The sequence below is a fragment of the Calothrix sp. FACHB-168 genome, from assembly GCF_963889195.1.
GTDB lineage: Bacteria > Cyanobacteriota > Cyanobacteriia > Cyanobacteriales > Nostocaceae > Aulosira > Aulosira anomala_A.
This window is the reverse complement of the sequence record NZ_CAWPNJ010000085.1, coordinates 102,535-126,440: the sequence shown is the minus strand read 5'-3', so window position 1 is coordinate 126,440 and position 23,906 is coordinate 102,535. Positions and strand designations below refer to the sequence as shown.

Below are 23,906 nucleotides of genomic sequence, written 5' to 3'. Positions count from 1 at the left end.
CTGTTGACAGTCAACAGTTAAGGATAATTGTAAATTAATTTGCACGAATTGAAACCCAACAAACTCCCGAAAATGTTGGGTTTCGTTCCTCAACCCAACCTACACAGTTTCCGTTTTTCGGTACTAACACCAAGCGTATTGATCGTTAAATAGGTAAATTACGAATTACGAATTACGTAGACGCGGAGCGGCTTCCCGTAGGGTATTACGAATTAATGTGAGATACTTGCACAAGTATAAATGTAAAAAACACATTTTATGGTAAACAGTCCCCTATTTTCTGATATCCAAAATCATTGGGCAAAAGCATCTATTTTAGCTGCATCTCAGAGAAATATCTTAAGAGGTTATCCTGATGGAACTTTTCGCCCTAATGCACCAGTGACTCGTGCGGAGTTTGCGGCAATTATTGTTACAGGGTTACCCAAACAGCCAGTATCTCGTCCCCCGATTACTTTTACTGATGTACCGGCTAGTCATTGGGCAGCTAAAGCGATCGCTCAAGCATATCAGACAAACTTCCTCTCTGGCTATCCCAACAGTTTATTTAAGCCCAGTGAACAAGTGTTACGGGTGCAAGCCTTCGCAGCAGTAGCTTCTGGGTTAAAATACCAAGCTACAGCCGATCCAACAAGTATTTTAAAGAAAAATTACGATGATTTTGCGCAAATTCCCAGTTATGCGATAAATGCGATCGCAGCTGCAACGGAAAAAGCGATCGTTGTTAACTACCCCGACATCAAACGCTTACAGCCCAATCAAAACATTACCAGAGGCGAAATCGCCGCCTTAGTTTGTCGAATTTTGGGCATTCAGACTGTACCGTACAATTACATTCCTGGTATAGAATTATTCGCGATCCCACCAAAATTTGATACAGCCGATGCTTTTACAGCAGAATTGGCAAGAGTGCAAATTAATAATCAGTGGGGTTATATCGATAAAACCGGACAATTTGTCATTCCTCCAGAATTTGATGAAGCCCATCCTTTTGCAGAAGGATTGCTATTAGTTAAAGACAATATTATTAAATCAAGCATCACCTAATTCATGGAAATTCGCGGTATTTGGATTACAACCACAGCTAGCCAAGTCTTAAATTCTCAACAGAATATTGCTGAGGCGATGAATTTTCTCGCTGATACAGGATTTAACGTTGTCTTTCCTGTTGTTTGGAATAATGGCGAAACCATTTATCCCAGTAAAGTCATGGGAGAAAATTTTGGCATAGAAATTAATCAGAAATTTAAAGGTAGAGATCCCTTAGCAGAATTAATCGCTGAAGCTAAACGAGTTAATATTGCCGTTATTCCTTGGTTTGAATATGGTTTTGCTAGTTCCTATCAAAAACAAAACGATGCTATCCTCACCAAAAAACCAGAATGGGCGGCGATTGATGCTAATAAAAAAACAGTGGTTAAAAATGGCTTTACCTGGCTAAATGCATTTGATAGTCAAGTCCAAGAATTTTTATTAAGTTTATTTATAGAAGTTGTTAAAAATTATGAAATAGCAGGAATTCAAGGAGACGATCGCTTTCCCGCATTACCCAGCGAAGCCGGTTATGATGATAAAACCATTGCCCGTTACAATCAAGAATTTAATCAATCACCACCAGCAAATATAAAAGATCCAACTTGGTTACAATGGCGGGCTGATATTCTTTCTAATTTTTTAACCCGCGTCTACCGGGAAATTATTAATATCAAACCTGAATTAATTATTTCCCTATCTCCCAGCGTTTATCCTTGGGGTTATGAAAACTATCTCCAAGATTCTCAAGCTTGGGTTGACTTAGGATTAGTTGATTTAATTCATCCCCAGGTATATTGGAAAGAATTTGACACTTATAAGCGAGATATTGATAGATTTATAGCCAATAATTTTAGCAAACAGCAACTACCCCAACTCGTTCCCGGTATTTTGTTAAAACAAAGTACCTATCGCATTTCACCAGAATATTTAGTCCAGGCAATTAAGTATAATCGTTCTGTGGGGCTGCAAGGAGAATTATTATTTTTCTACGAAGGTTTACGAGAAGATAATAACGCCTTAGCCAAGGTGCTAAAATTTGAAGTTTACGCAAAACCACCTGGTAAATTTGACCCCAAGGAAATCAAAAATAATAGCTTTACACATAGGCGAGTAAATAGTCATTATATTACCAGAAATATCTCCCAAGAAATTATCCTGAAAGCGCAATTTGATTGGGTAGAACCATTTTATCAAGGTATCGCCGCCGTCAAAATGGGATATAAATATGCTTATATTGATAAAACAGGTAAATTGCTCACTCGCTTTGACTATGATGTAGCTGAACCATGTAGAGAAGGACTAGCACTAGTAAAATTCAAAAATCTATATGGCTATATCGATGTAACTGGTAACCTGAAAATTAAGCAACAATTCAATGATGCCAAATCATTCTCTGAAAGTTTAGCCGCAGTTAAAAAAGGCGATAAATGGGGATATATTGGACAAGGATATATTGGTAATAATGTGCCCCTAGTAATTCCTGCCAACTTTGAAGATGCTAAATCCTTTTCTGAAGGATTAGCTGCTGTCAAAATTGCTGACAAATGGGGATATATTGATAAACAAGGAAATGGAATCATTCAATTCAATTTTGATGATGCTAGCAATTTCTCAGCAGGTTTAGCATTAGTCAAATTCCGAGATAAATTAGGTTATATAGATAAAAATGGCAATTACCTGATCCAACCCCAGTTTGATGATGCTGATATTTTTTCAGAAGGTTTAGCCCCTGCGAAATTAGGAGGTAAATGGGGGTATATTAATCAGTATGCTGAATTTACCATTCCCCCAAATTTTGATAATGCTAAACCTTTTGTTGATGGTATGGCATTAGTTAATGTTGGTGATAAATGGGGATATATTCGCAAATGTTAAGGGTAAGACTATTTGAGCCACTGCGAGAAAATTGTAGGTTGGGTTGAGGCTTTGCGAAACCCAACATTTTCGCAGCTTAGGCATTAAGTAAAAATAAGTAGTGCGAGCAGCGTTCGACTGAGCGCTCAGTCGAACGCTGCCCGCACTACAAATATTAAATTGTTCAACTTATTTCTACACGACTGCTGAGGTTATCGTAAAGATTGCAATCAATGTTGTATTGATTGCAATCAATGTTGTATTTATCGCAGTCAATGTTGTATTTATCGCAATCAACGTTGTATTTATCGCAATCAACGTTGTATTTATTGCAGTCAATGTTGTGTTGATTGCAATCAATGTTGTATTTATCGCAATCAATGTTGTGTTGATTCCAATCAAACAAACAATTATCCAAGTAATTTAATCAAATTTTTCTCTCCTCCCCCTGCCCCCTTGCCCTGAGCGAAGTCGAAGGGATGCCCCCTTGCCCTGAGCGAAGTCGAAGGGATGCCCCATGCCCAAAGATATACTTAAAGATAGATTCATCAAAAATTTATCAGGCCTGTGTTTTCTAACAGCGAAGTAGCAAGACTGGAAGCCTTACATCAGTATCAAATTCTCGATACAGAAGCGGAAACAGCCTACGATGATATTGCTAAGTTAGCTGCATTTATTTGTGGTACTCCCATAGCTTTAGTTAATTTTATTGCCGAAACCCGTCAGTGGTTTAAAGCCAAACTAGGTATAGATGTACCGGAAATGCCCCGAAATGTGGGTTTATCTTACCTGTGTTTAGAAAGAAAAGAAATCGTAGTGATATCGGATGCTGCTGCTGATGCAGAGTTGGCAAAAAATCCGGTGGTGGTTGACTATCCCTTTGTGCGGTTTTATGCGGGTGTGCCGTTAGTTACTCCTAAAGGTGATATTCTCGGTACTCTCTGCGTGATTGATAATGTGCCGCGAGAACTGAATCAGCAACAAATAGAAGCACTTCAAGCCCTGGGGCGTCAGGTAATCGACCAATTAGAACTAAGGCGTCATGTAGCTGAATTATCTCGTAAGACTGCGGAACAACAGCAGGTAGAAGTTGCTTTGCGCCGCAGTCAGCAAAAACTCACAGATTTTGTAGAGAATGCGACAGTCGGGATGCACTGGGTAAAGGCTGATGGCACAATTATTTGGGCAAATCAGGCAGAACTTGACCTCTTAGGCTACAGTCGCTTTGAGTATATTGGGCATTCTATCACTGAGTTTCATGTGGATCGCCATGTAATTGAAGATATTATGGCAAGATTGGGCAGAAATGAAACTCTACAGAACTATGAAGCCCGATTGCGTTGCAAGGATGGCTCGATTCGTTATGTATTAATTCACTCTAACGTGTTCTGGGAAAATGGCAAGTTTATCCATACGCGATGTTTTACCAGAGATATTACCACCAGGAAAAAGATAGAAGCTGCTCTCAAAGAAAGCGATCGCCGTTTAAAAGTCGCCTTAGAAGCTGCTAAACTTGGCTCTTGGGAATTAAACTTAGCTACAGGCCAGTTATCTACATCAAAGCAGTGCAAAGCTAACTTTGGTTTACCAGAGTCCTATGAATTTACCTACGAGCTATTATTAGAAAGCATTCATCCTGAAGATCGCGCTTACATGCAAAATGCTGTGCAACAAGCGCTTGTCAAGCATGGCGATTATGAGGCAGAATACCGCAATATTTGGCCGGATGGTAGCGTTCATTGGATATTAGCTAGAGGTGTTGGTATATACGATAATACTGGTATTCCTACGCGGATGATTGGTGTTACCCTTGACCTCACCGCCCGTAAGCGAGCAGAACAGGCGTTACAAGAAAGCGAGCAACGTTGGCAATTAGCCTTACATGGTAATAATGATGGCATTTGGGATTGGAATGTGCAAACAAATGAGGTATTCTTTTCTCCTCGCTGGAAAGAAATGCTCGGTTATCAAGACCATGAAATCGCCAATAATATAGAGGAATGGTCTAAACGAGTCCATCCTGACGATTTAGATTGGGTATTAAAAGCGATTCAGGAGCATTTTGCTAAAAAAACACCTTATTACGTTACCGAGCATCGCGTCCAATGTAAAGATGGCAGTTATAAATGGATTTTAGATCGGGGACAAGCACTCTGGGATCATGCGGGTAATGTCGTGCGGATGGTAGGTTCCCATACCGATGTTGACGATCGCAAACGAGCCGAAGAAGAAATTAAACGCCAAAATCGGCGATCGCAATTATTCTCAGAAATTACCCTCAAAATTCGCGAATCCTTACAATTAAATCATATCCTGCAAACGACAGTCACGGAAATTCAAAAACTCCTTCATGCTGACCGAGTCTTAATCTTTCGCCTATCCTCAGATGGTTCGGGTACAGTAGTACAAGAAGCGGTGTTACCTGGCTTGACTGTCACCTTGGGACAAACTATTGACGACCATTGCTTTAAGGAAAATTACTTAGAAAAATATCGTCAAGGCAGAGTCAGCACAATTACAGATGTAGCTAAAGCAAATATTAGCGACTGTCACCGGGAATTTTTGCAGCTATATAGTGTCCAAGCTAACCTAGTTGTACCCATATTAATTAGAGATGGCGTCTGGGGTTTGTTAATCGCCCATCAATGTCATAGTCCGCGAGAATGGCAAAGTTCTGAACTAGATTTACTCCAACAACTAGCCAACCAAATCGGAATTGCTTTAGCTCAAGCCCAACTTTTAGAACAAGAAACCCGCCAAGCTCAAGAACTAGGGCGTTCTAATAGCGAATTAGAACAGTTTGCTTATATTGCATCCCATGACTTACAAGAACCATTACGCATGGTGACGAGTTATTTACAACTCCTAGAACGGCGGTACAAAAATCAATTAGATGCTCGTGCCGATGAGTTTATCAACTATGCTGTAGATGGTGCCCAGAGGATGCAAACCTTAATCAACGATTTATTAAATTATTCCCGCGTCAGTACCAGGGCCCAACCATTTAAATTAGTTGATTGTAATACGGTGTTAGCAAAAGCGATCGCTAATTTGCAAATCGCCATTCAAGAAAGTCAAGCCACAATTACCGCCGAACCTCTCCCCCAAGTAGTTGCCGATAACAGCCAATTAATTCAAGTATTTCAAAACTTGCTAGCCAATGCCATTAAATTCCGCCAAGAGGAACCCCCGCAAATTTACATCACAGCTACCAGAAACACCATAGAATCAAATCCCGAAAATTCTCACCACAATTCTTTAGCAGCAGAATGGTTATTCTCATTCCGCGATAACGGAATTGGTTTAGAATCTCAGTATGCTGAAAAGATTTTTGTCATCTTTCAACGGTTACATAGTCGAAGTAAGTATCCGGGTACTGGAATTGGTCTGGCAATTTGTAAGAAAATCGTAGAACGCCACGGTGGGCGCATTTGGATGGAGTCGAAACCGGGGACAGGCTCGATTTTCTACTTTACCATTCCAGAGGAAACAGGAAAGCAACCGTGAACGATCGCTCTCTACTTATGACTATCGAGGTTTTGTTAGTCGAAGACAATCCAGGCGATGCGCAACTCACACGCATCGCCTTAGAAGATAGCAAAATTTCCGTGAATCTCAGTGTTGTAGAAGATGGGGTAGAAGCAATGGCGTTCTTACGCAAACAAGATAAATATGCTACAGTACCACATCCCGATATTGTGCTACTAGATTTAAACCTACCTAAAAAAGATGGTCGGCAAGTTTTAGCAGAAATTAAAAGCGACCAACATCTCAAAAGAATTCCTGTAGTTGTGCTAACAACCTCTCAAGCCGAAGAAGATATTGTTAAAGCCTATAATTTAGCAGCCAACTGTTATATTACCAAACCTGTTGACTTCGATCAATTTGTGAGAATTATCCGGACTATAGAAAACTTTTGGTTTGCGATCGTCAAACTCCCACCGGAGTAATAATAATGACAGGAGAAATTATCAAAGTTCTCTTAGTGGAAGATAACCCCGGTGATATCCTATTATTACAAGAATTTTTACAGGATGTTACCCCAACTTTAGTCGAATTAAAACCAGTTGAGCAACTTGATGAAGCATTAAATTATTTACTGCAAGAACATTTTGATGTCATGCTCTTAGATTTATCTCTCCCAGATAGTCAAGGATTAGAAACCTTTATTCGCGCTCATCATCAAGTCAAATCAATACCGATTATTGTCTTAACGGGAATGGCTGATGAAAATTTAGCCTTAAGAGCCATGCAAGAAGGCGCACAAGATTATTTAATTAAAGGACAAGTTACAGGTGATTTATTAGTTCGTTCCATGCGTTATGCTATCGAACGCCAACGCATTGAAGATGCTTTAAGACATAGTGAAGAACGTTTCCGCGTCGCCTTAAAAAATTCCCCAATTTTTGTCTTTAACCAAGACCAAGAATTACGTTATACCTGGGTTTATAACCCCGGCTTTGGTTTAACCTCCGAAGAAATGTTAGGTAAAAGAGATTCAGAATTAATTCCCTTAGAAACCGCCCAATATTTAACAGCATTAAAACTCGGCGTATTAGTCACAAATGTCGGGACAAGAAAAGAAGTATCTCTGACAACAACCCAAGGAACTCAATATTACGACTGCACCATAGAACCATTGCGCAACGAATCCCAACAAGTAATAGGGATCACCGGTGCTTGTATTGATATTAGCGAACAACAAGCCGCCCTAGAACAGCGCAAATTAGATAATGAAACCATTCGCGAACAAGCCGCATTATTAGATATTGCTACCGACGCTATTCTTGTCCGCGATTTACAAAATAAAATTTTATTCTGGAACAAAGGCGCAGAAAAGCTTTACGGTTGGTCAGCAGCCCAAATTCTAGGTAAAAACGCTAGCGAAGTGTTGTATATTGACGAACAAGCATCAGAAATTGAAGCCGCACTGTTAACTGTGATCCGTCAAGGTAAGTGGGAAGGCGAGTTAACTAAAGTCACCAAAACCGGGAAAGATGTTTTAGTTTCTAGTCGTTGGAGTTTAGTTATTGACGAACAAGGTAAACCCAAATCCATCCTCACCGTAGACACAGATATTACAGATAAAAAACGCTTAGAAGCCCAATTATTCCGCGCTCAAAGATTAGAAAGTATTGGTACTTTAGCGAGTGGAATTGCCCACGATTTAAATAATATCCTCACACCAATTTTAGCCGGAGCGCAACTACTACCCCTGAAATTTCCCGATGCTGACGAACGCACTCACCATTTATTAGAAATTCTGGAAATTAACGCCAAACGCGGCGCTGATTTAGTCAAGCAGGTATTATCCTTTGCTAGGGGTGTAGAAGGTAAAAGAATTAATCTGCAAATCAGACATCTAATTGTAGAAATTTCTAAAGTCTTAAAAGAAACATTACCAAGAATCATTCAAGTCTCCGTTGATGTTCCCAACGATTTATGGATAGTTTCCGGCGATAGTACGCAAATCCATCAAGTGTTAATGAATCTCTGTGTTAACGCCCGCGATGCTATGCCAAATGGTGGTAATTTAACCATCTCTGGCAAAAATTTGTTTATTGACGAAAACTATGCCCAGATGAACTTAGAAGCCAAAGTAGGCCCTTATATTGTGATTACAGTCAGCGATACAGGCATAGGTATTCCTGATGAAAATCTCGATAGAATTTTTGAGCCATTTTTTACCACCAAAGAAGTCGGACAAGGTACAGGTTTAGGACTTTCCACAGCCTTAGGAATTGTCAAAAGCCACGGTGGTTTTGTGACTGTATATAGCGAAAAAAATGCAGGAACGCGGTTTCAAATTTATTTACCAGCCATTGAAGGGATAGAAACCCATCAAATAGATGAGCCGCAAGTGGTAAACGCCCAAGGGGAGACAATTTTGATTGTAGATGATGAACCAGCAATTCAAGAAATTACGCAAACATCCCTAGAAACCCATAACTACAAAACCATTTTAGCCAGTGATGGCATTGAAGCGATCGCAGTTTATGCTAAACATATAGATTGCGTTAGCGTAGTCCTCATAGACTTAATGCTACCTTCCCTCGATGGCGTCACAGCCATCCGCACCCTCAAGAAAATCAACCCCAACGTCAAAATTATTGCTACCAGTGGCTTGATTTCTAAGCAAAAAATTGCCGCCTTAGCCAGTACTGGCGTCACCACATTTCTACCCAAACCCTACACCATCAACGAATTATTGCTGATGTTACAGCAAGTCATGGCTTGATTGCTATTGTAGAACTCACTGGTTAATTTTGGCTGCTGTAGTTATTTTAGCGATCGCGGTGTAAGCCATAATCAAAAAAGAATGAGAAATCAAGAAACCAGAGGCGAATTATGCATATTCTATCCCTTCACTATCCCGATGAATTACTGATTACCTCCGGTAAATCACCCCAAGCATTAGAAGCAGAACTAACATTTTTACTCGCAGTCAAACTATTTGAGCTAAGGCGACTATCCCTTGGTAAAGCAGCCGCTTTTTGCAGTATGAACAAACTTCAATTCATGTACGAACTAGGGCGTTTGCAAATCCCGGTTATCAACTTAGATGATGACCAAATCACCGACGAATTGCGCGATGATTAACATTGAGCAGTTATGCACTAATGGAATTTATATCAGACCTAGCCTCATTGATGCAGTGTTAAGAGATGCTGGAGAAAAGAACTAATTGCAATTTAGGTTTGCTTTAGGACTTTGTTTAGACTAGAACAGAACTTACGCAAAAATTGCCAAAAAGCTTAATTTATTGAACCGCCAAGACGCCAAGAACGCCAAGAGTAGTGGATGTAGGTTGGGTTGAGGAACGAAACCCAACACCAAAGCGGTTTTGTTGGGTTTCGCTGACGCTCTACCCAACCTACAATTATCTAAAACTTGACTAAAATGAGAGAAAATTAGTACAGTCCTAATGTCTAAAAAGCCTTCCCCGACACCTTTCAACCTCCCTAACCATAACCCAGATAGATGGCAAGAAAGAATCGCCCAAGTTGCATTGAGATTTAACAAGGAATATCAAAATCAACCCTTTGACTTACCAGCCGAAGTCCAAGAAATGCCAATATATCGAGATTGGATTACTGGTACTTTACCAGGAAGGATTGCTTCTGGCTTCTGGGAAATCGCCAAACCGCAAAAAAATCAGCAATGTTTAGATATTGGCTGTGGTGTCAGCTTTTTAATTTATCCTTGGCGCGATTGGCAAGCATACTTTTACGGGCAGGAAATTAGTATTTTTGCCAGAGATACCTTGAATTCTCGCGGTTCGCAGTTAAATTCTAAGCTATTTAAGGGAGTGGAGTTAGGCGCAGCGCATCAGTTAAAGTATGCCGCAGATCAATTTGATTTAGCGATCGCTACAGGATTTAGCTGTTATTTTCCCCTAGAATACTGGAAAGCTGTATTGCAAGAAGCCAAGCGAGTTCTCAAACCCGGCGGAATCTTCGTCTTTGACATCCTCAACCCCGAACAGCCACTAGCAGAAGATTGGGCGGTGCTGGAAACTTATTTAGGTGCAGAAGTCTTTTTAGAACCCCTAGCTGAGTGGGAAACAACAATTAAAGCCACTAACGCTAAAATTCTCTCGCGTCAATCAGGAGAATTGTTTAATTTATATAAGCTGCAATTTTGATTCAATTCAAAATTCAAAATTCAAAATTCAAAATTAAACACAGCAAATTTTGATCGATAACAACAGACGCGATTAATCGCGTCTCTAACAAATGACTATTGACTATTGACCATTGACTATTGACTATTGACCATTGACCATTGACCATTGACCATTGACCATTGACTCTTCCCCTCTAGGATAGTAGCAAAAAGCGTAGGTATTTCATATAATGCTTCTACTATGAGCACCTACCCATCCCTCAAAAAATCTGACACACAATACCGTCGGCGTGACAATGACTGGCGGTTATTTTTACGCTTAGTACCATACGCCCGCCGTCATGGAAAATTACTAGCGCTGTCAATGCTTTTACTCGTACCCATCGCTATAGCTAATGCGGTACAGCCACTCATCATTGGACAAGCAATTTCTTTAATTCGTCAAGAACCTAGCGTTTACGAATTTCTTAAAAATCGTCCATTAATGCAAGGGTTAAACATTTTAGAAGGTTTATTACTGGTAGCGATTATTATCAGATTGATATTAACTGGTTATCAAGGGTATCTCGTACAGAAACTAGGACAAAACATCACAGCAGTAATTCGTGACGATTTATTCCATCACGTAACATCTTTATCTGTACGTTTCTTTGATCGCACGCCTATTGGTAAATTAATTACCAGACTCACCAGTGATGTAGAAGCTTTGGGAGATGTGTTTTCTACCGGCGCAGTCGGGATTGTCTCCGATTTATTTTCCATGCTGGTGATTATTGGTTTAATGTTTTCTCTGCAATGGGAATTAGCAAGTTTATTGTTGGTAATTTTATTACCCATTAGCTTGGTAATTGTTTATTTACAAAAGCAGTATCGCCAAGCTAACTACAAAGCTAGAGAAGAACTTTCGATGCTGAATTCTCAGCTACAGGAAAATATTCTTGGGATTAATATAGTTCAACTATTCCGCCGCGAAAAATTTAATGGACAATTGTTTCGTAAAACTAACGAACGTTACAAGGATCAAATCGATAGAACAATTTTTTATGATTCCGCAGTTTCCGCTATTTTAGAATGGATTAGCTTAGTAGCGATCGCCGGCGTTTTAGTTTTAGGTGGTTCGTTACTGCTGGGTAAGACAATTACCTTCGGGATTTTATCTTCATTTGTGTTATATGCCCAACAATTATTTGACCCATTGCGTAACTTTGCCGAAAAATTCACCGTAATTCAAGCAGGTTTTACGGCGATTGAGCGAGTTACCAATATTTTAGACGAACCGATAGAAATTCGCGATCGCTATAATTCTCGCATCTCTATTTATGATGCCAAATTCGGTTTCATAGATGAAGTAGTAGCGAATCTAGAATCCCCCAATCCTAACCCTACACCAGAATTAGGCGAAATCCGCTTTGAAAATGTTTGGTTTGCTTATAAAGATGATGATTACGTCATTAAAAACTTAAATTTTACCATTCGTCCCGGCGAAAAAATTGCCTTAGTCGGCCCTACAGGCGCAGGTAAAAGTTCGATTATTCGTCTTTTATGTCGTCTTTACGAACCCACCCAAGGAAGAATTCTTGTTGATGGTGTCGATATTCGCGACTTACCACAAGCAGAATTACGCCGTTATTTAGCTGTAATTTTACAAGAAGGATTTCTCTTTGCTGGTGATGTTAAAAGTAATATTACCCTGGGCGATAACTACAGTTTTGATGAAATTCAAACCGCAGCCCAACAAACAAATATCGATCAATTTATTGAACTATTACCCCAAGGATATGATACACAACTAAGAGAAAGAGGAACAAATCTTTCGAGCGGACAAAAGCAGCTTTTAGCCTTTGCTCGTGCTGCCATTCGCAATCCGCAAATTTTAGTATTAGATGAAGCCACCGCTAGTTTAGATGTGGGTACAGAAGCTTTAATTCAGCAAGCATTAAATAAACTTTTGGTAAGACGTACCGCGATTATTATCGCTCACCGTTTATCAACAATTCGCAACGTCGATCGCATTTTTGTGTTGAAACGTGGCGAACTTATTGAGCAAGGAAGCCATGAAGAATTAGTTCATCAAGGGGGTATGTACGCTACATTACATCAATTACAAATGTTAGGCGCTTAATTTTCCTGAGTTGCTAGATCTCCGACTTCTTGAAAAAGTCAGGGATATAATAATACCAATTCGCTATGATGATGCATTTAATATTTAATTAACCGCCAAGAACGCCAAGAGAAAAGAAGCAATTATTAAGTGCAAGTTTACAGAGAATTGGTATTAGCATCACAAATGATCAATGACAATTGTACAGACGCGATTCATCGCGTCTCTAACTAATGACTAACACAACGGGTAAAGTTTACCTCCTGGGTGCGGGGCCGGGAGATGTAGCATATCTAACAGTAAAAGCCGATTATCTCTTACAAAAAGCGCAGGTATTGGTATACGATGCCCTAGTAGATGAGCAATTATTGCAGCGCGTCGCTGCTGATTGTCTCAAGTTAGATGTGGGGAAACGTGGCGGTAAACCCAGTACACCCCAAGCAGAGATTAATCAGTTATTAGTCAACTACTGTCAGCAGGGTAAACAAGTTGTGAGACTGAAATCAGGCGATCCGTTTATTTTTGGGCGCTGTACGGCGGAAATTCAGGCTTTAAAAGCGGCTGGCTGTGCATTTGAAGTAGTACCGGGTATTTCCTCCGCTTTAGCCGCACCGTTACTCGCAGGAATTCCCCTCACAGATCCAGTTTTCAGCCGTTGTTTTGCAGTTTTAACCGCTCACGAACCAGAAGCTTTAGACTGGGAAGCCTTATCTAGGCTAGAAACATTAGTAATTTTGATGGGCGGACAACATCTTGCAGAAATTATACATCGCCTAATTCGTCAAGGGCGATCGCGTCTCACACCTATAGCGATTATCCGGTGGGCAGGAACAGTTAATCAACAAATTTGGACAGGGGAACTGGGGAATATTTTAGAAATCACTTCTGGTTTATCGCTGTCACCCGTGGTAATTGTCATTGGTGAGGTAGTTAAGCTACGGAATTACCTCCAACCTGAGAAAATAACCTCAGAGCAGTTAATCCTTCCAACCATGACAGCTAATTCCCAACTTCCTCTCAATGGTAAAACAATCTTAGTCACCCGTGCGGCGGGACAATCTAGCCAATTTTGCGATCGCCTGACAGCCGCAGGTGCTAAAGTGGTTGAAATGCCGACTTTAGAAATTGGCCCCCCTTCAAGTTGGCAAGCCTTAGATAATGCGATCGCAAATTTAACTGACTTTGATTGGTTAATTCTCACTTCTACCAACGGCGTAGACTACTTTTTTGACAGATTAACCGCAATTGGTAAAGATAGCCGTCACCTAGCAAATGTGAAAATAGCCGTAGTTGGCGAGAAAACAGCCCAAAGTTTAAAAAAACGCGGTTTGCAACCCGATTTTATTCCCCCTAATTTTGTTGCTGATTCCTTAGTAGAACACTTTCCCGAACAATTATTAGGTAAAAAAGTTTTATTTCCCAGAGTTGAAAGTGGCGGCAGAGAAGTTTTAGTCAAGGAATTAACAGCAAAGCAAGCGCAAGTCATCGAAGTTCCCGCTTATCAATCTTGCTGTCCTAATAATATTCCCGCAACTGCAGAATTAGCCCTAAAAAATCACGAAGTAGATATAATTACCTTTGCCAGTTCTAAAACAGTGCAATTTTTCTGCCAATTAATTAATAGCAGATTCCCCAGTATTGCAGATGTCTTAGCCGGAGTTTGTATCGCCTCCATCGGCCCCCAAACCTCAAAAACCTGCCATGATTTACTAGGAAGAGTTGATGTAGAAGCCGAAGAATATACCCTAGATGGCTTAACCCAAGCATTAATTATCTGGGCAAAATAACAATGTTGACTGTTGACTGTTGACTGTTGACTCTTAACTGTTGACTATTGACTGTTGACTATTGACTCTTAACCAATGCCCCATGCCCCATGAATAAACGCATCATCGGCTTAACTGGAGGTATCGCCACAGGTAAAACTACTGTCGCTGATTATTTGGCTAATGCTTATAATCTGCCGATTTTTGATGCAGATATTTATGCTAGAGATGCAGTAACGGTAGGTTCGCCAATCTTAAATGCGATCGCTCAACGTTATGGTACAGATATTTTACTCCCAGATGGCAGCCTCAACCGTCCTAAATTGGGGGAAATTATTTTTGCCCGTCCAGAGGAACGTAATTGGGTAGAGGGTATAATTCATCCTTACGTAGGCGATCGCTTTCGTCAAGGAATTGCCCAATCTTCTGCACCCACATTAGTCTTAGTCATCCCCCTACTGTTTGAAGCCAAGCTAACTCATTTAATGACGGAAATCTGGGTAGTATCTTGTTCTCCATCTCAGCAGTTGCAAAGATTAATGCAGCGCAATCACTTAACTCAAAAACAAGCACAGGCGCGAATTAATAGCCAAATGTCTCTTGCAGAAAAAGCCGCTCTCGCAGATGTGGTGTTAGATAATTCCTCTACACTAGAAATATTACTACAACAGGTAGATACTGCTTTAATAAAAGGTAGCTGATTTAATAATTCAATTTAATTTTTACGGGTGCATTCCAGTTTTGAAAACGCCCGCAGGCTGGAAGCCTGGGGCTATAAAGACGAAGCCTGCCTCCGCAGGCTTTGTTTGTGTAGCAATACCCTTCTAGGGTATTGATTAAAAAAGTGGGATGCTCCCATTTTTACTTTCATGTGACAGTCAAATTACTGTCACTTAAAATACAAAATTAATTGTAAATCTGTTACTCTACCACATTTACCAGCAATATACTGATTTTTTGATTAGATTGATATAAATCTTGGTATTTTCACAGTAGACGAAGATATTAACTAGGTTGTAAACTGTTGGATAATTGAGCATCTATATTGAGGGTATCAAGCTAAATATAACCAAATTAACCCTAGTATTAGACATGATATAGGGGTCAGAGGCCAGCAAAGCAATGGTTAAAATATAGCTTCATTAACCCAAGATTGATTTTTTCGGGTACTGACTTTTTCAAATACGCAATAAAAATAACCGGGCTATATTTGGTGAAGTTTTACCTAATATATCCGCAGTTACTTGTTTACTGATACATAAAATCATCTCTTGATTTTATCGGTATCTAATTTAATTTTTGCAGATGTGATTTTTGCTAATTAAAGCAGTTATTACCAAATATCATCAGGTTTTACGAGACATAAATATACTTACTTGGTAGGCATAAACCAAGTAAAAAATTTCTGCCTTTGACTAATCATCAAAATCATATTTTCGTTGTAAAAAATAATTTTTTACTATCGGAGGAAATATCTGATTAAATTAGATATTATCAAAAACAAAGCTTTTAACGTCTAATTTTCGATTGTTAATGCTATTAACAACTAGTGTTAAAAAATAATTGGAGAACTCACTTATGTCTTTAATTAAAACAGGTATTAATTTCACCTTTATTTTATTCAGTGTGTTCTTACCCATACGTTCTTTTGGCAAAGATTTAAAATTCAATCATAAAGTACATGACTATAGCCAATTAGTTGCGGGAAAAGATTACATCTTAGAAATTATTGACGAAGGTATGAAAGCTTACATGACCGCAACAGGCAAAGATATTAAACCCGAAGATTACATTATTTTACAATCAAATTCTCAAAATTATCGCTATAAAGTTGAGTCAATAGATTACTATACAGATCCATCCGATATGTGGATGGCGTTACTCAAAAAAGTTAGATTTGATTAAAAGGGAACAGGGAACGGGCAACAGGCAACAGGGGAATCCCCATAATTGAAATTAGGCGTTCCGTGAGCGTCAGCCGAACGGGGATTTGGATAATGACGCATTGAAAATTCGTGGCTTACGCCATCTCTTTTCAAATATTTTTATCTGTTTTCATAAATAAATAATGGTGCCTTTAAACCCAATATTCGGGCAGGTTTTTCCCTATTCCCTATTCCCTGTTCCCTGTTCCCTGCCCGAAGGGTTTGGTAATTAATATATAATTTTATCGGGTGAGCATTGCCTACCCGATAAAATGCTGTTTATTGAAGATTCACTAAAAAATGGGCAATTAAGCTATTTCTTTCATAGGAAAGTAAGTAAAGATGCAGCAGATTTGGGTTATCTTTATCTAGATGCATAATTGTCCCATCAACCCCTAATTGGTGATGATTAATCCAGCGATTTTGAGAATCTAGCAACAGGCTAAAATATGGATTCTCATCGGGATGTTTTTTGTTTAAGTCTGTGTAGCTTTGCATAAATGGCGGTAATCCTATACCCAATGGCATAGATAAGCCTTTAGCATAATCAGAAATTGGTAATTTCGGTAACTCTTGCGCGTTAAAGCCGCTAATTAATAATTTATTTTTTTCTCCTGTTTTGGTATCAGTAAATAACAACTCAAGTTCCTGTAAATTGACTGGATTATTCACAGGCTTCACATTCCGTAAAATACCTTTCTCAAATTTACCAATTCGCCAATATTGAGTATTCCAAGGTTGGGTGGGTTGATAAAATCCTGGCGCACGAAAGGTTGCAAATTGGATCTCGCGTTGATTGTTGTAAAAATCTCGCCAAGTTGTCAGGTTTTTGGTAAGTGTAGTTCTAATTTTTCTCGTCTGTTCTCCAGCAGAAATGATTCTTTCATCTAAAGGAAAAGTGATATTAGCTGGTTTTTCATCAATCACGGTTCGCAGGAGATTATTTTTAATTACAGCATGGCTTGGTTCTTGCCAATGTTCTAATTGCCACCAGTAATCCCAATAGGAAATTTTATTGTTACTTTCAAAGATGTTTTTGTAATATCCTAAAGGAAAAGTAAACCAACCTTGATAGTACAAAGATTTATTGTTATCCTCTTTCGTAAATAGTGCTACTTCCCAATACCCAGCATTCAAGCAATTATTACTTAAGGCAATTTCGGTGATATTTTCTGTTTCAAAACCATCGCCGCCAGTAATTTCTATATTTTCGGAATTAGCGGGAAAACTTACCTGCTGTCGGTTCCATTCTCGCTCAATTAAAGCTATTAATTCTAAATCTTTATCTTTTTTCACCCATTCTGGTACTTTAGGTACTAGTAATTGCAAGTCAACATTTTTGATAACTATCTTTGCTGTTTTGCTATTTGTTGGTTCTAGTACAAAATCAAAGCGGGTAGCATCTTTTTTGATAATAGTTAATTTACGATTAGCATATCTTTGGTAATTTTTGCTGAGTAAAGCCGGATTAGCCGGATAATCAGCGTTAGAAAATTCTGTGATTTTAACTGGCATTTTATTAGTAAATTTATACCTACCAGTAAACCAGAAACCACCTAAAGCCAGTAAAGCGAAAAATACAATTAAGGAAGTAAAACCGATTGTCTTTTTAGTAAGTCTAAAATTAAATCTGCTCAATAGAGAATGAATGGCGCTGCTTTGCGTCTCGGAAGTTTTATTCATTGTTCAACTACCTCTCACACTAAATCCTGTTAACAGTGGGGAAAATTTTGATGAGCAGTTTTCCCTCTGTTAGTTAATTACTGATACAAATACAACAGGATTTACGCAAAGCACGAACAAGTCAAACATGGGATTTGTTTGCCCTATTCTTAATAGCATAGCTTACAGATTCGTAATTCGTAATTCGTAATTCGTAATTCGTAATTAATGATTAATAATTACGAATTACAAATTTTTTAACTTTCGCCACCAACTACTACGTCACGAATTCGTAAACTGGGGCCACCACAACCTACCGGTAAACCATTTTGTCCGCCTTTACCACAACCGCCAGATTCATCCCAGTAAAAGTCATCACCAATGGCTTCAATATCAGCTAATGTTTGAAAAACGTTACCGGAAAGGGTGACATCTCGCACGGGTTCGGCTATTTTACCGTTTCTAATCATCCAGGCTTCGCCAGCACTAAAGGTAAACATTTCACCATTAGTCATTCCACCTAACCAATTACGCGCATATACCCCTTCTTTAATGTTAGTAAATAAGTCTGCAACTGGTGTTTTACCGCGTTCAATCCAGGTATTTGTCATGCGGACTATGGGCATAAAATGATAATTTAAACACCGCGCATTACCTGTGGGTGTTTCATCTAATTTGCCGGCGGTTTCACGGGAATGCAAGCGTCCAACTAATACACCATCTTTAATTAGTTGGGTAGTGGTGGCTGGTGTACCTTCGTCATCGTAAAAATAACTACCACGATGTCCTGCTGGTGCAGCACCATCAAAGATTTGCAATTCTTCGGGGCCAAATCTTCTGCCGATGGTCATAACCTCTAATAAATCTGGGTTTTCGTAAGCCATGTCTGCTTCAGAAAGATGTCCAAAGGCTTCGTGGACGAATAACCCGGTAAGTATAGGGTCGATGACGACGGTATAAGTATTACCTTTGACTGGTGGTAAAGTTAAGGCTGCGATCGCTCTTTGGGCTGCACTCTTAACTTGTGTGTCTAAATTGGTTAAATCTTCATAACCTTTGCGGGAACCGGTGGTTTCTCTCCCGGTTTGTACGGTTTCGCCGTTTCTCGCTGTCGCCGCAAAGCGCATTTCCATATCCACCCAAGATTGCTCAATTAATGTTCCTTCGGAAGTGGCGAGGATAATTTTTTGGGCGCTGTCAGCATAGCGGACTGAAGTTGTGGTAATTCGCGGATCGACGCTTTTGAGGACATCAGAATAGCGATCGCATAATTGTTTTTTCTGACTTAAAGAAATTTTGCGCGGATCTGTCCCCGTGAGGGGAAGCTGACATATCGTTTGAACTGGATCTATCGGTGCGAGTATGGTTTCTTCATCGCCTACCATACGCGCAGCAGCGATCGCTTCTTCGATCCGTTCTTGAATTGTTGACAGTCGATTAAAACAGCTGAGTCCCCAGCCACCTTTATAACAAGCGCGAATATGTCCGCCCATTGAAATCCCTTCGCTCAAGGTTTCTACCTTGTCTCCCCGCAACAAGATATCTGTACCTTCTGCTTGTTCTAAGCGAATCATCAAGTAATCTACACGAGATGAGTAACGGAAAATTAAATCAGCAAGCAAATTTTGGACATCAGCAAGTTTGTTCGGCATTTCGTAGGTAGTAACCATGAACCATGACCAACTGCAATTTTTCTGCAAATATTCGAGCAATATCTGCTACTCAATTACTAGTCTAAGGAATTTCCCTGGTTCCTGGCGATTCACCGGAATGATTTAACTGTTGATTAACCTCCACTCACCGGTGGAATTAACACTACTTCATCACCATTTTGTAAAATAGTGTCTGGTTTAACAAATATCAGATTAATTCCATAGCGGGTAACATCTCGCCATTTGCTCAATTCTGGATGTTCCGCAATTAAGCGATCGCAGACTGCACTCACCGGTGTTTCATCAGGGAATGCTAACACCAGTTCTGATTTTCCACAGGCTTCTTGATAGGCGGCAAATAGCTTGACGGTTATAGTAATTGCAGAATTAGACATATTATTTACTGTTCCCCATTCACTAATCTGGGGATTTCCGATTTTCAAATTGCATTATTCCTGAGAGGCTTTCACCTACACAGGCAATCATGTTTACGCTTTAGACTTTATGATAAAAGCTAAAATTTTCTTGGAAATATAATACTACTTTATCTATCATTCAGTGCAATTTTTTCTCTAGCAATCCGATTTGATGGGGAGAAATTATAGGCGTAGTTAGGTATCTGTTGCCCTCGCTTATTTTCAAGTTAGTCAGTCAACAGACAATCTCACAACTAAACATGAATATCTGTTTTTTTATGCCCCATGCCCATTTTCAACCTAGAGAGCGATTCACAAAAAACCGAGAACTGACAAGAAGTTTTTACAAAACTAATTATTTTAGCTAAAATATTAGCTAAAAATTAGATATTTATATTCACAATTCACATCAGTATTAATAGGGAAACAATATCAATAATTGTGTAACTACACTCTGTAACATTGATATTTGATGACAGTCAGAGACTCCTTGTCCCCCTTCCCTTGCTCAATCTACTCATCCTGGTGACGCAATCAGGCTTCTATATATGTGGGTAATAACAAGCGCTTGAGGCATAGGGCATTAGTGAGAGTTAATCCCAATCCGCATTTTGATACGTAATTGTAGGTTAGGCTGTTTGACGCTAAGGCATCAAGTAAAAATAAGTAGTGCGAGCAGCGTTCGACTGAGCGCTCACGCCGAAGTCTTGCTCGCGCGGGCAAAATGCCGACACTACAAATATTAAATTGTTCAACTTCTTTTTACACGACTCCTAACTATATTTTTTCTCAAACTCCACTGGCTGACTTTCAACGCTATCTTAATATGTAGCGTCAACTGTTAAATTTTGTAAACACATAACTTATGCAGCGTGAATTTGCCAGTCGGGACGAATTAATCGCTTATCTCAAAGAACAATTCCCCCAAGCCGCAGAACGCGACGATAGTATCAGCGAGATAGTTGGGGGCAGAAAAGCCGCCCAAACAGCCTTAAAAAAGGTTAAACCAGCCTTATATGCAAAAACACGCAATTTTTTAACAGGTGATGTCACTAAACTTTCACCATATATCCGTTATGGAGTTTTGAGCCTGCGAGAAATTCGCGATTATGTCTTACATAAAGTTCAAAACCGCGATGAGGCGACAAAACTAATTAATGAATTAGGTTGGCGAGATTACTGGCAAAGATTATATCTCAAGCTAGGAAATAACATTTGGCAAGACCAAGAAGAATACAAAACAGGCTACACCGTAGGGGGATACGCCCCAGAGTTACCCCAAGATATTAAAGATGGGAATACAGGCTTATTTTGCATCGATAAATTTAGTCAAGAATTACGCGAAACTGGCTATTTACATAACCATAGCCGCATGTGGTTAGCCGCTTATATTGTCCATTGGCGGCGGATTCGCTGGCAAGCTGGTGCAAAATGGTTTTTACAACATTTATTAGATGGCGATCCTGCCAGTAATAATATGTCATGGCAATGGGTAGCCAGTACTTTCAGCCATAAACCTTATTTTTTCAACCGCGAAAATTTAGAAATATACACAAAAAGCGTATATTGTCAACAATGTCCTCTCTACGGTAATTGTGATTTTGAAGGTAGCTACGAACAATTAGAAAAACGCCTATTTCCCAGAGGAGACTTTACCAAAAAACCCAACAGTCAAAGCTGGCAGAAAGGTAAGAAGAAATAAAAATTGGGCATGGGGCATCCCTTCGGCTTCGCTCAGGGCGAGTGGGCATTGGGCATAGTGAGAAAAACAAATGATAAATGAAAATTGTACAGACGCGATTAATCGCGTCTCTAACCCAATAATTTGGATACACGGCGACTGTTTGAGTCCGGAAAACCCGGCTTTACAAGAATACCCAAATGCACCTGCAATTTGGGTTTGGGATGATACTTTGATCCAAGAATGGCAACTGAGTCTCAAGCGAATAACGTTTATTTATGAATGCTTGCTAGAGTTACCTGTAGAAATTCGTCGCGGTAATGTAGCACAAGAAATTTTAGCTTTTGCGCAAGAAAACCAGGCTGATTTAGTAGTAACAACTGATAGCCCTAGCCCGCGTTTTCATAATATCTGCGATGAAATTGAGCGTTCTTTAAAATTAGAAGTGTTTGAAGTAGAACCGTTTTTTGATTACGACGGATATATTGACCTCAAGCGCTTCTCTCGCTATTGGAAGGTAGCAGAAAAGTATGTTTTTGACTGAGGAGTCGTGTAAAAAAAAATAAGTTGAACAATTTAATTTTTGTAGTGCGGGCATCTTGCCCGCGCGAGCAAGACTTCGGCGTGAGCGCTCAGTCGAACGCTGCTCGCACTACTTATTTTTACTTGATGCCTAACAATATTTCTTAGCAAGTATCAACCTTAGCTTTTTCTGGTTCCAGAGATGGTGTGATGAGCAATTATAGCATATTTTCGAGGTGACTTTGGAATTGCGATCGCCTACCAGATACGTACAAAAATGGTCGGTTATTACTCACCCCAAGCTCATTGCAATTTCGTCAGAATATAGTTAGGCAATCAATTGCACTGTTAAAACAGCTAAATACAGAGGTTAACTATGTTTCCTATGTTTCCTTTCTGGGGTAATTCCTGTTGTGGAAGCGAACCCATTTCTCACAAAGCTAACTTAGAGCGGAAATTAAAATTCCTGACTTGGATCAGAGATGATTTAGAATCTAGACTAGCTGCCGTTAATGCTTCTATTGATACCATTCGCCAGCAAATTGAACGTTCTGATACAGCTGCGTAGAATTTATTTCTAGCCGTGGTTTGTAGTTGAGTTAAATGTAACTAATTAGTGACTGGGCGCTGTACAAGGCTGCATCAATTTTGTAGGTTTTTGTGCAGTGCTTGGTCACTTAATTTACCAAAAATTATCACTATAGGAATCCGCTTTGATTCCTGAAATTATTGGCGTGGGGAGGGAATAGGGAACAGGGAACAGGGAACAGGAAAGAAGGAATCAAAGTATACTGAGTTTTTTTCAAAAATCAAATACTAGTCCTATATGACAAATACTATCGCTACAGTTTGGCATAATTGGTTCAAACCGCATCAAGAATCTGTTTTGCTATTTGACTCTATTTCTACAGCTAATGAGATAGCCTTAATGCTTAATGGTGAGTGGGATGGCTGTAATGGTGTGATGATAGCGCAATGCGATGAGATAGCTGTTAATACTGCTGCTAAACTATTAGAAGCGAAATGGTGTTATCAAGGCGCATCACAAGTTGTTTTAAATAGAGTCACAACGGATGAAATTTTACGCCGTTACGCGATTGGCGAAAGATATTTTGTGAATGCTAATTTGCGTTGTGCAGTATTAATATTAGTGAAACTGGTGGGAATTAATTTAAGCTATGCCAAACTCAATTTTGCAGACCTCACTCAAGCCGATTTAAGTCAAGCTGATTTAACAGCAGCAAACCTCAGCCAAGCTAATTTAAATAAATCTAACCTCAATAAAGCATCCCTGATGAGGGCAAATTTTACGGGAGCTAATTTACAGGAAGCTTCACTACAGGGAGCTAACTTAAGCTATGCCAATTTAACTGAAGCTAACCTCACTGGTGCAGATTTAACAGGAGCTAATCTATATTTAGCAGATTTAAGAGGAGCAAATTTTTATGCTTGTAATTTGGCTGGCGCTAATTTAAAAGGTGCTAAGGTGATTGAAAGTGATTTGGCTTTAGCAAAACAATGAATGTGCTTTTTTGTTGTTAATAATATAGTAGAAATTTTTGCTTATACCAATTCAAATAATATTGGCGACACATCAATATATTTTAGAGGGCATAGCAATGCCATACCCCTACAATCTGTCATATTCCTTTTGAAATGTACAGTT

18 protein-coding genes are annotated in these 23,906 nt (G+C 39.4%); 15 read left to right on the top strand and 3 right to left on the bottom strand.

Annotated features, from left to right (window positions below):
* Positions 1 to 258 precede the first annotated feature (258 nt).
* The 11 genes from AACW45_RS35925 (at position 259) to AACW45_RS35875 (ending at position 16,287) form a co-directional block, all read left to right on the top strand.
* Positions 259 to 1,047 (top strand): S-layer homology domain-containing protein, encoded by a 789-nt coding sequence (locus AACW45_RS35925; RefSeq protein WP_199331019.1) that lies wholly within the window; start codon positions 259 to 261, stop codon positions 1,045 to 1,047.
* 3 nt (positions 1,048 to 1,050) lie between these two features.
* Complete coding sequence (locus AACW45_RS35920) at positions 1,051 to 2,910, top strand: WG repeat-containing protein (protein ID WP_199331018.1); 1,860 nt, start codon at positions 1,051 to 1,053, stop codon at positions 2,908 to 2,910.
* A gap of 537 nt (positions 2,911 to 3,447) precedes the next feature.
* A complete protein-coding gene (locus AACW45_RS35915) occupies positions 3,448 to 6,396 on the top strand; it encodes a PAS domain-containing protein (protein WP_190630688.1) in 2,949 nt (982 codons plus the stop codon).
* Between the two features lie 17 nt (positions 6,397 to 6,413).
* A complete protein-coding gene (locus AACW45_RS35910; RefSeq protein WP_190630685.1) occupies positions 6,414 to 6,839 on the top strand; it encodes a response regulator in 426 nt (141 codons plus the stop codon).
* Positions 6,840 to 6,844: 5 nt separating this feature from the next.
* Positions 6,845 to 9,127 carry a hybrid sensor histidine kinase/response regulator gene (locus AACW45_RS35905; protein WP_190630511.1) on the top strand — a complete coding sequence of 761 codons (2,283 nt, stop codon included), beginning with the start codon at positions 6,845 to 6,847 and terminating at the stop codon, positions 9,125 to 9,127.
* A gap of 110 nt (positions 9,128 to 9,237) precedes the next feature.
* On the top strand, positions 9,238 to 9,489 hold the full coding sequence (locus tag AACW45_RS35900; protein ID WP_190630510.1) for a UPF0175 family protein: 252 nt from the start codon (positions 9,238 to 9,240) through the stop codon (positions 9,487 to 9,489).
* Positions 9,490 to 9,814: 325 nt separating this feature from the next.
* Positions 9,815 to 10,534, top strand: a complete 720-nt coding sequence (locus tag AACW45_RS35895; RefSeq protein ID WP_190630509.1) for a class I SAM-dependent methyltransferase — start codon at positions 9,815 to 9,817, stop codon at positions 10,532 to 10,534.
* A 222-nt stretch (positions 10,535 to 10,756) separates the two neighbouring features.
* Positions 10,757 to 12,637, top strand: coding sequence for an ABC transporter ATP-binding protein (locus tag AACW45_RS35890; protein ID WP_190630508.1), 1,881 nt, complete (start codon positions 10,757 to 10,759; stop codon positions 12,635 to 12,637).
* Positions 12,638 to 12,849: 212 nt separating this feature from the next.
* Entirely contained in the window at positions 12,850 to 14,403 is a 1,554-nt protein-coding gene (gene cobA, locus AACW45_RS35885; protein WP_190630505.1) for a uroporphyrinogen-III C-methyltransferase, read from the top strand.
* Between the two features lie 89 nt (positions 14,404 to 14,492).
* Positions 14,493 to 15,083 (top strand): dephospho-CoA kinase, encoded by a 591-nt coding sequence (gene coaE, locus AACW45_RS35880; protein ID WP_190630502.1) that lies wholly within the window; start codon positions 14,493 to 14,495, stop codon positions 15,081 to 15,083.
* An 862-nt stretch (positions 15,084 to 15,945) separates the two neighbouring features.
* Positions 15,946 to 16,287 (top strand): hypothetical protein, encoded by a 342-nt coding sequence (locus AACW45_RS35875; RefSeq protein WP_339381939.1) that lies wholly within the window; start codon positions 15,946 to 15,948, stop codon positions 16,285 to 16,287.
* Between the two features lie 299 nt (positions 16,288 to 16,586).
* Here AACW45_RS35875 and AACW45_RS35870 read toward each other — a convergent pair whose 3' ends face one another.
* From AACW45_RS35870 to AACW45_RS35860, 3 genes are all read right to left on the bottom strand, one after another.
* A complete protein-coding gene (locus tag AACW45_RS35870; RefSeq protein ID WP_190630497.1) occupies positions 16,587 to 17,990 on the bottom strand; it encodes a hypothetical protein in 1,404 nt (467 codons plus the stop codon).
* 236 nt (positions 17,991 to 18,226) lie between these two features.
* On the bottom strand, positions 18,227 to 19,621 hold the full coding sequence (locus AACW45_RS35865) for a TldD/PmbA family protein (protein ID WP_190630682.1): 1,395 nt from the start codon (positions 19,619 to 19,621) through the stop codon (positions 18,227 to 18,229).
* A 134-nt stretch (positions 19,622 to 19,755) separates the two neighbouring features.
* Positions 19,756 to 20,016: a MoaD/ThiS family protein gene (locus AACW45_RS35860; RefSeq protein WP_190630680.1), complete on the bottom strand. Its 261-nt coding sequence runs from the start codon at positions 20,014 to 20,016 to the stop codon at positions 19,756 to 19,758.
* 886 nt (positions 20,017 to 20,902) lie between these two features.
* On the opposite strand from AACW45_RS35860, the gene AACW45_RS35855 reads away from it, so the two are divergent.
* The 4 genes from AACW45_RS35855 to AACW45_RS35840 all read left to right on the top strand — a co-directional run bounded on the left by AACW45_RS35855 (position 20,903) and on the right by AACW45_RS35840 (position 23,762).
* Entirely contained in the window at positions 20,903 to 21,739 is an 837-nt protein-coding gene (locus AACW45_RS35855; RefSeq protein WP_190630495.1) for an FAD-binding domain-containing protein, read from the top strand.
* 70 nt (positions 21,740 to 21,809) lie between these two features.
* Positions 21,810 to 22,262: a hypothetical protein gene (locus AACW45_RS35850; protein ID WP_190630493.1), complete on the top strand. Its 453-nt coding sequence runs from the start codon at positions 21,810 to 21,812 to the stop codon at positions 22,260 to 22,262.
* Positions 22,263 to 22,616: 354 nt separating this feature from the next.
* Complete coding sequence (locus tag AACW45_RS35845; RefSeq protein ID WP_096642630.1) at positions 22,617 to 22,808, top strand: hypothetical protein; 192 nt, start codon at positions 22,617 to 22,619, stop codon at positions 22,806 to 22,808.
* A 258-nt stretch (positions 22,809 to 23,066) separates the two neighbouring features.
* Positions 23,067 to 23,762 carry a pentapeptide repeat-containing protein gene (locus AACW45_RS35840; protein WP_190630491.1) on the top strand — a complete coding sequence of 232 codons (696 nt, stop codon included), beginning with the start codon at positions 23,067 to 23,069 and terminating at the stop codon, positions 23,760 to 23,762.
* The last annotated feature ends 144 nt before the right edge of the window (positions 23,763 to 23,906 follow it).

Excerpts from the sequence above, each read along its gene's own strand:
- AACW45_RS35925 (WP_199331019.1), top strand. The coding sequence starts at position 259 with ATGGTAAACAGTCCCCTATTTTCTGATATCCAAAATCATTGGGCAAAA.
- AACW45_RS35920 (WP_199331018.1), top strand. The coding sequence starts at position 1,051 with ATGGAAATTCGCGGTATTTGGATTACAACCACAGCTAGCCAAGTCTTA.
- AACW45_RS35910 (WP_190630685.1), top strand. The coding sequence starts at position 6,414 with ATGACTATCGAGGTTTTGTTAGTCGAAGACAATCCAGGCGATGCGCAA.
- AACW45_RS35905 (WP_190630511.1), top strand. The coding sequence starts at position 6,845 with ATGACAGGAGAAATTATCAAAGTTCTCTTAGTGGAAGATAACCCCGGT.
- AACW45_RS35900 (WP_190630510.1), top strand. The coding sequence starts at position 9,238 with ATGCATATTCTATCCCTTCACTATCCCGATGAATTACTGATTACCTCC.
- AACW45_RS35895 (WP_190630509.1), top strand. The coding sequence starts at position 9,815 with ATGTCTAAAAAGCCTTCCCCGACACCTTTCAACCTCCCTAACCATAAC.
- AACW45_RS35890 (WP_190630508.1), top strand. The coding sequence starts at position 10,757 with ATGAGCACCTACCCATCCCTCAAAAAATCTGACACACAATACCGTCGG.
- cobA (WP_190630505.1), top strand. The coding sequence starts at position 12,850 with ATGACTAACACAACGGGTAAAGTTTACCTCCTGGGTGCGGGGCCGGGA.
- coaE (WP_190630502.1), top strand. The coding sequence starts at position 14,493 with ATGAATAAACGCATCATCGGCTTAACTGGAGGTATCGCCACAGGTAAA.
- AACW45_RS35870 (WP_190630497.1), bottom strand. The coding sequence starts at position 17,990 with ATGAATAAAACTTCCGAGACGCAAAGCAGCGCCATTCATTCTCTATTG.
- AACW45_RS35865 (WP_190630682.1), bottom strand. The coding sequence starts at position 19,621 with ATGCCGAACAAACTTGCTGATGTCCAAAATTTGCTTGCTGATTTAATT.
- AACW45_RS35860 (WP_190630680.1), bottom strand. The coding sequence starts at position 20,016 with ATGTCTAATTCTGCAATTACTATAACCGTCAAGCTATTTGCCGCCTAT.
- AACW45_RS35855 (WP_190630495.1), top strand. The coding sequence starts at position 20,903 with ATGCAGCGTGAATTTGCCAGTCGGGACGAATTAATCGCTTATCTCAAA.
- AACW45_RS35850 (WP_190630493.1), top strand. The coding sequence starts at position 21,810 with ATGATAAATGAAAATTGTACAGACGCGATTAATCGCGTCTCTAACCCA.
- AACW45_RS35845 (WP_096642630.1), top strand. The coding sequence starts at position 22,617 with ATGTTTCCTATGTTTCCTTTCTGGGGTAATTCCTGTTGTGGAAGCGAA.
- AACW45_RS35840 (WP_190630491.1), top strand. The coding sequence starts at position 23,067 with ATGACAAATACTATCGCTACAGTTTGGCATAATTGGTTCAAACCGCAT.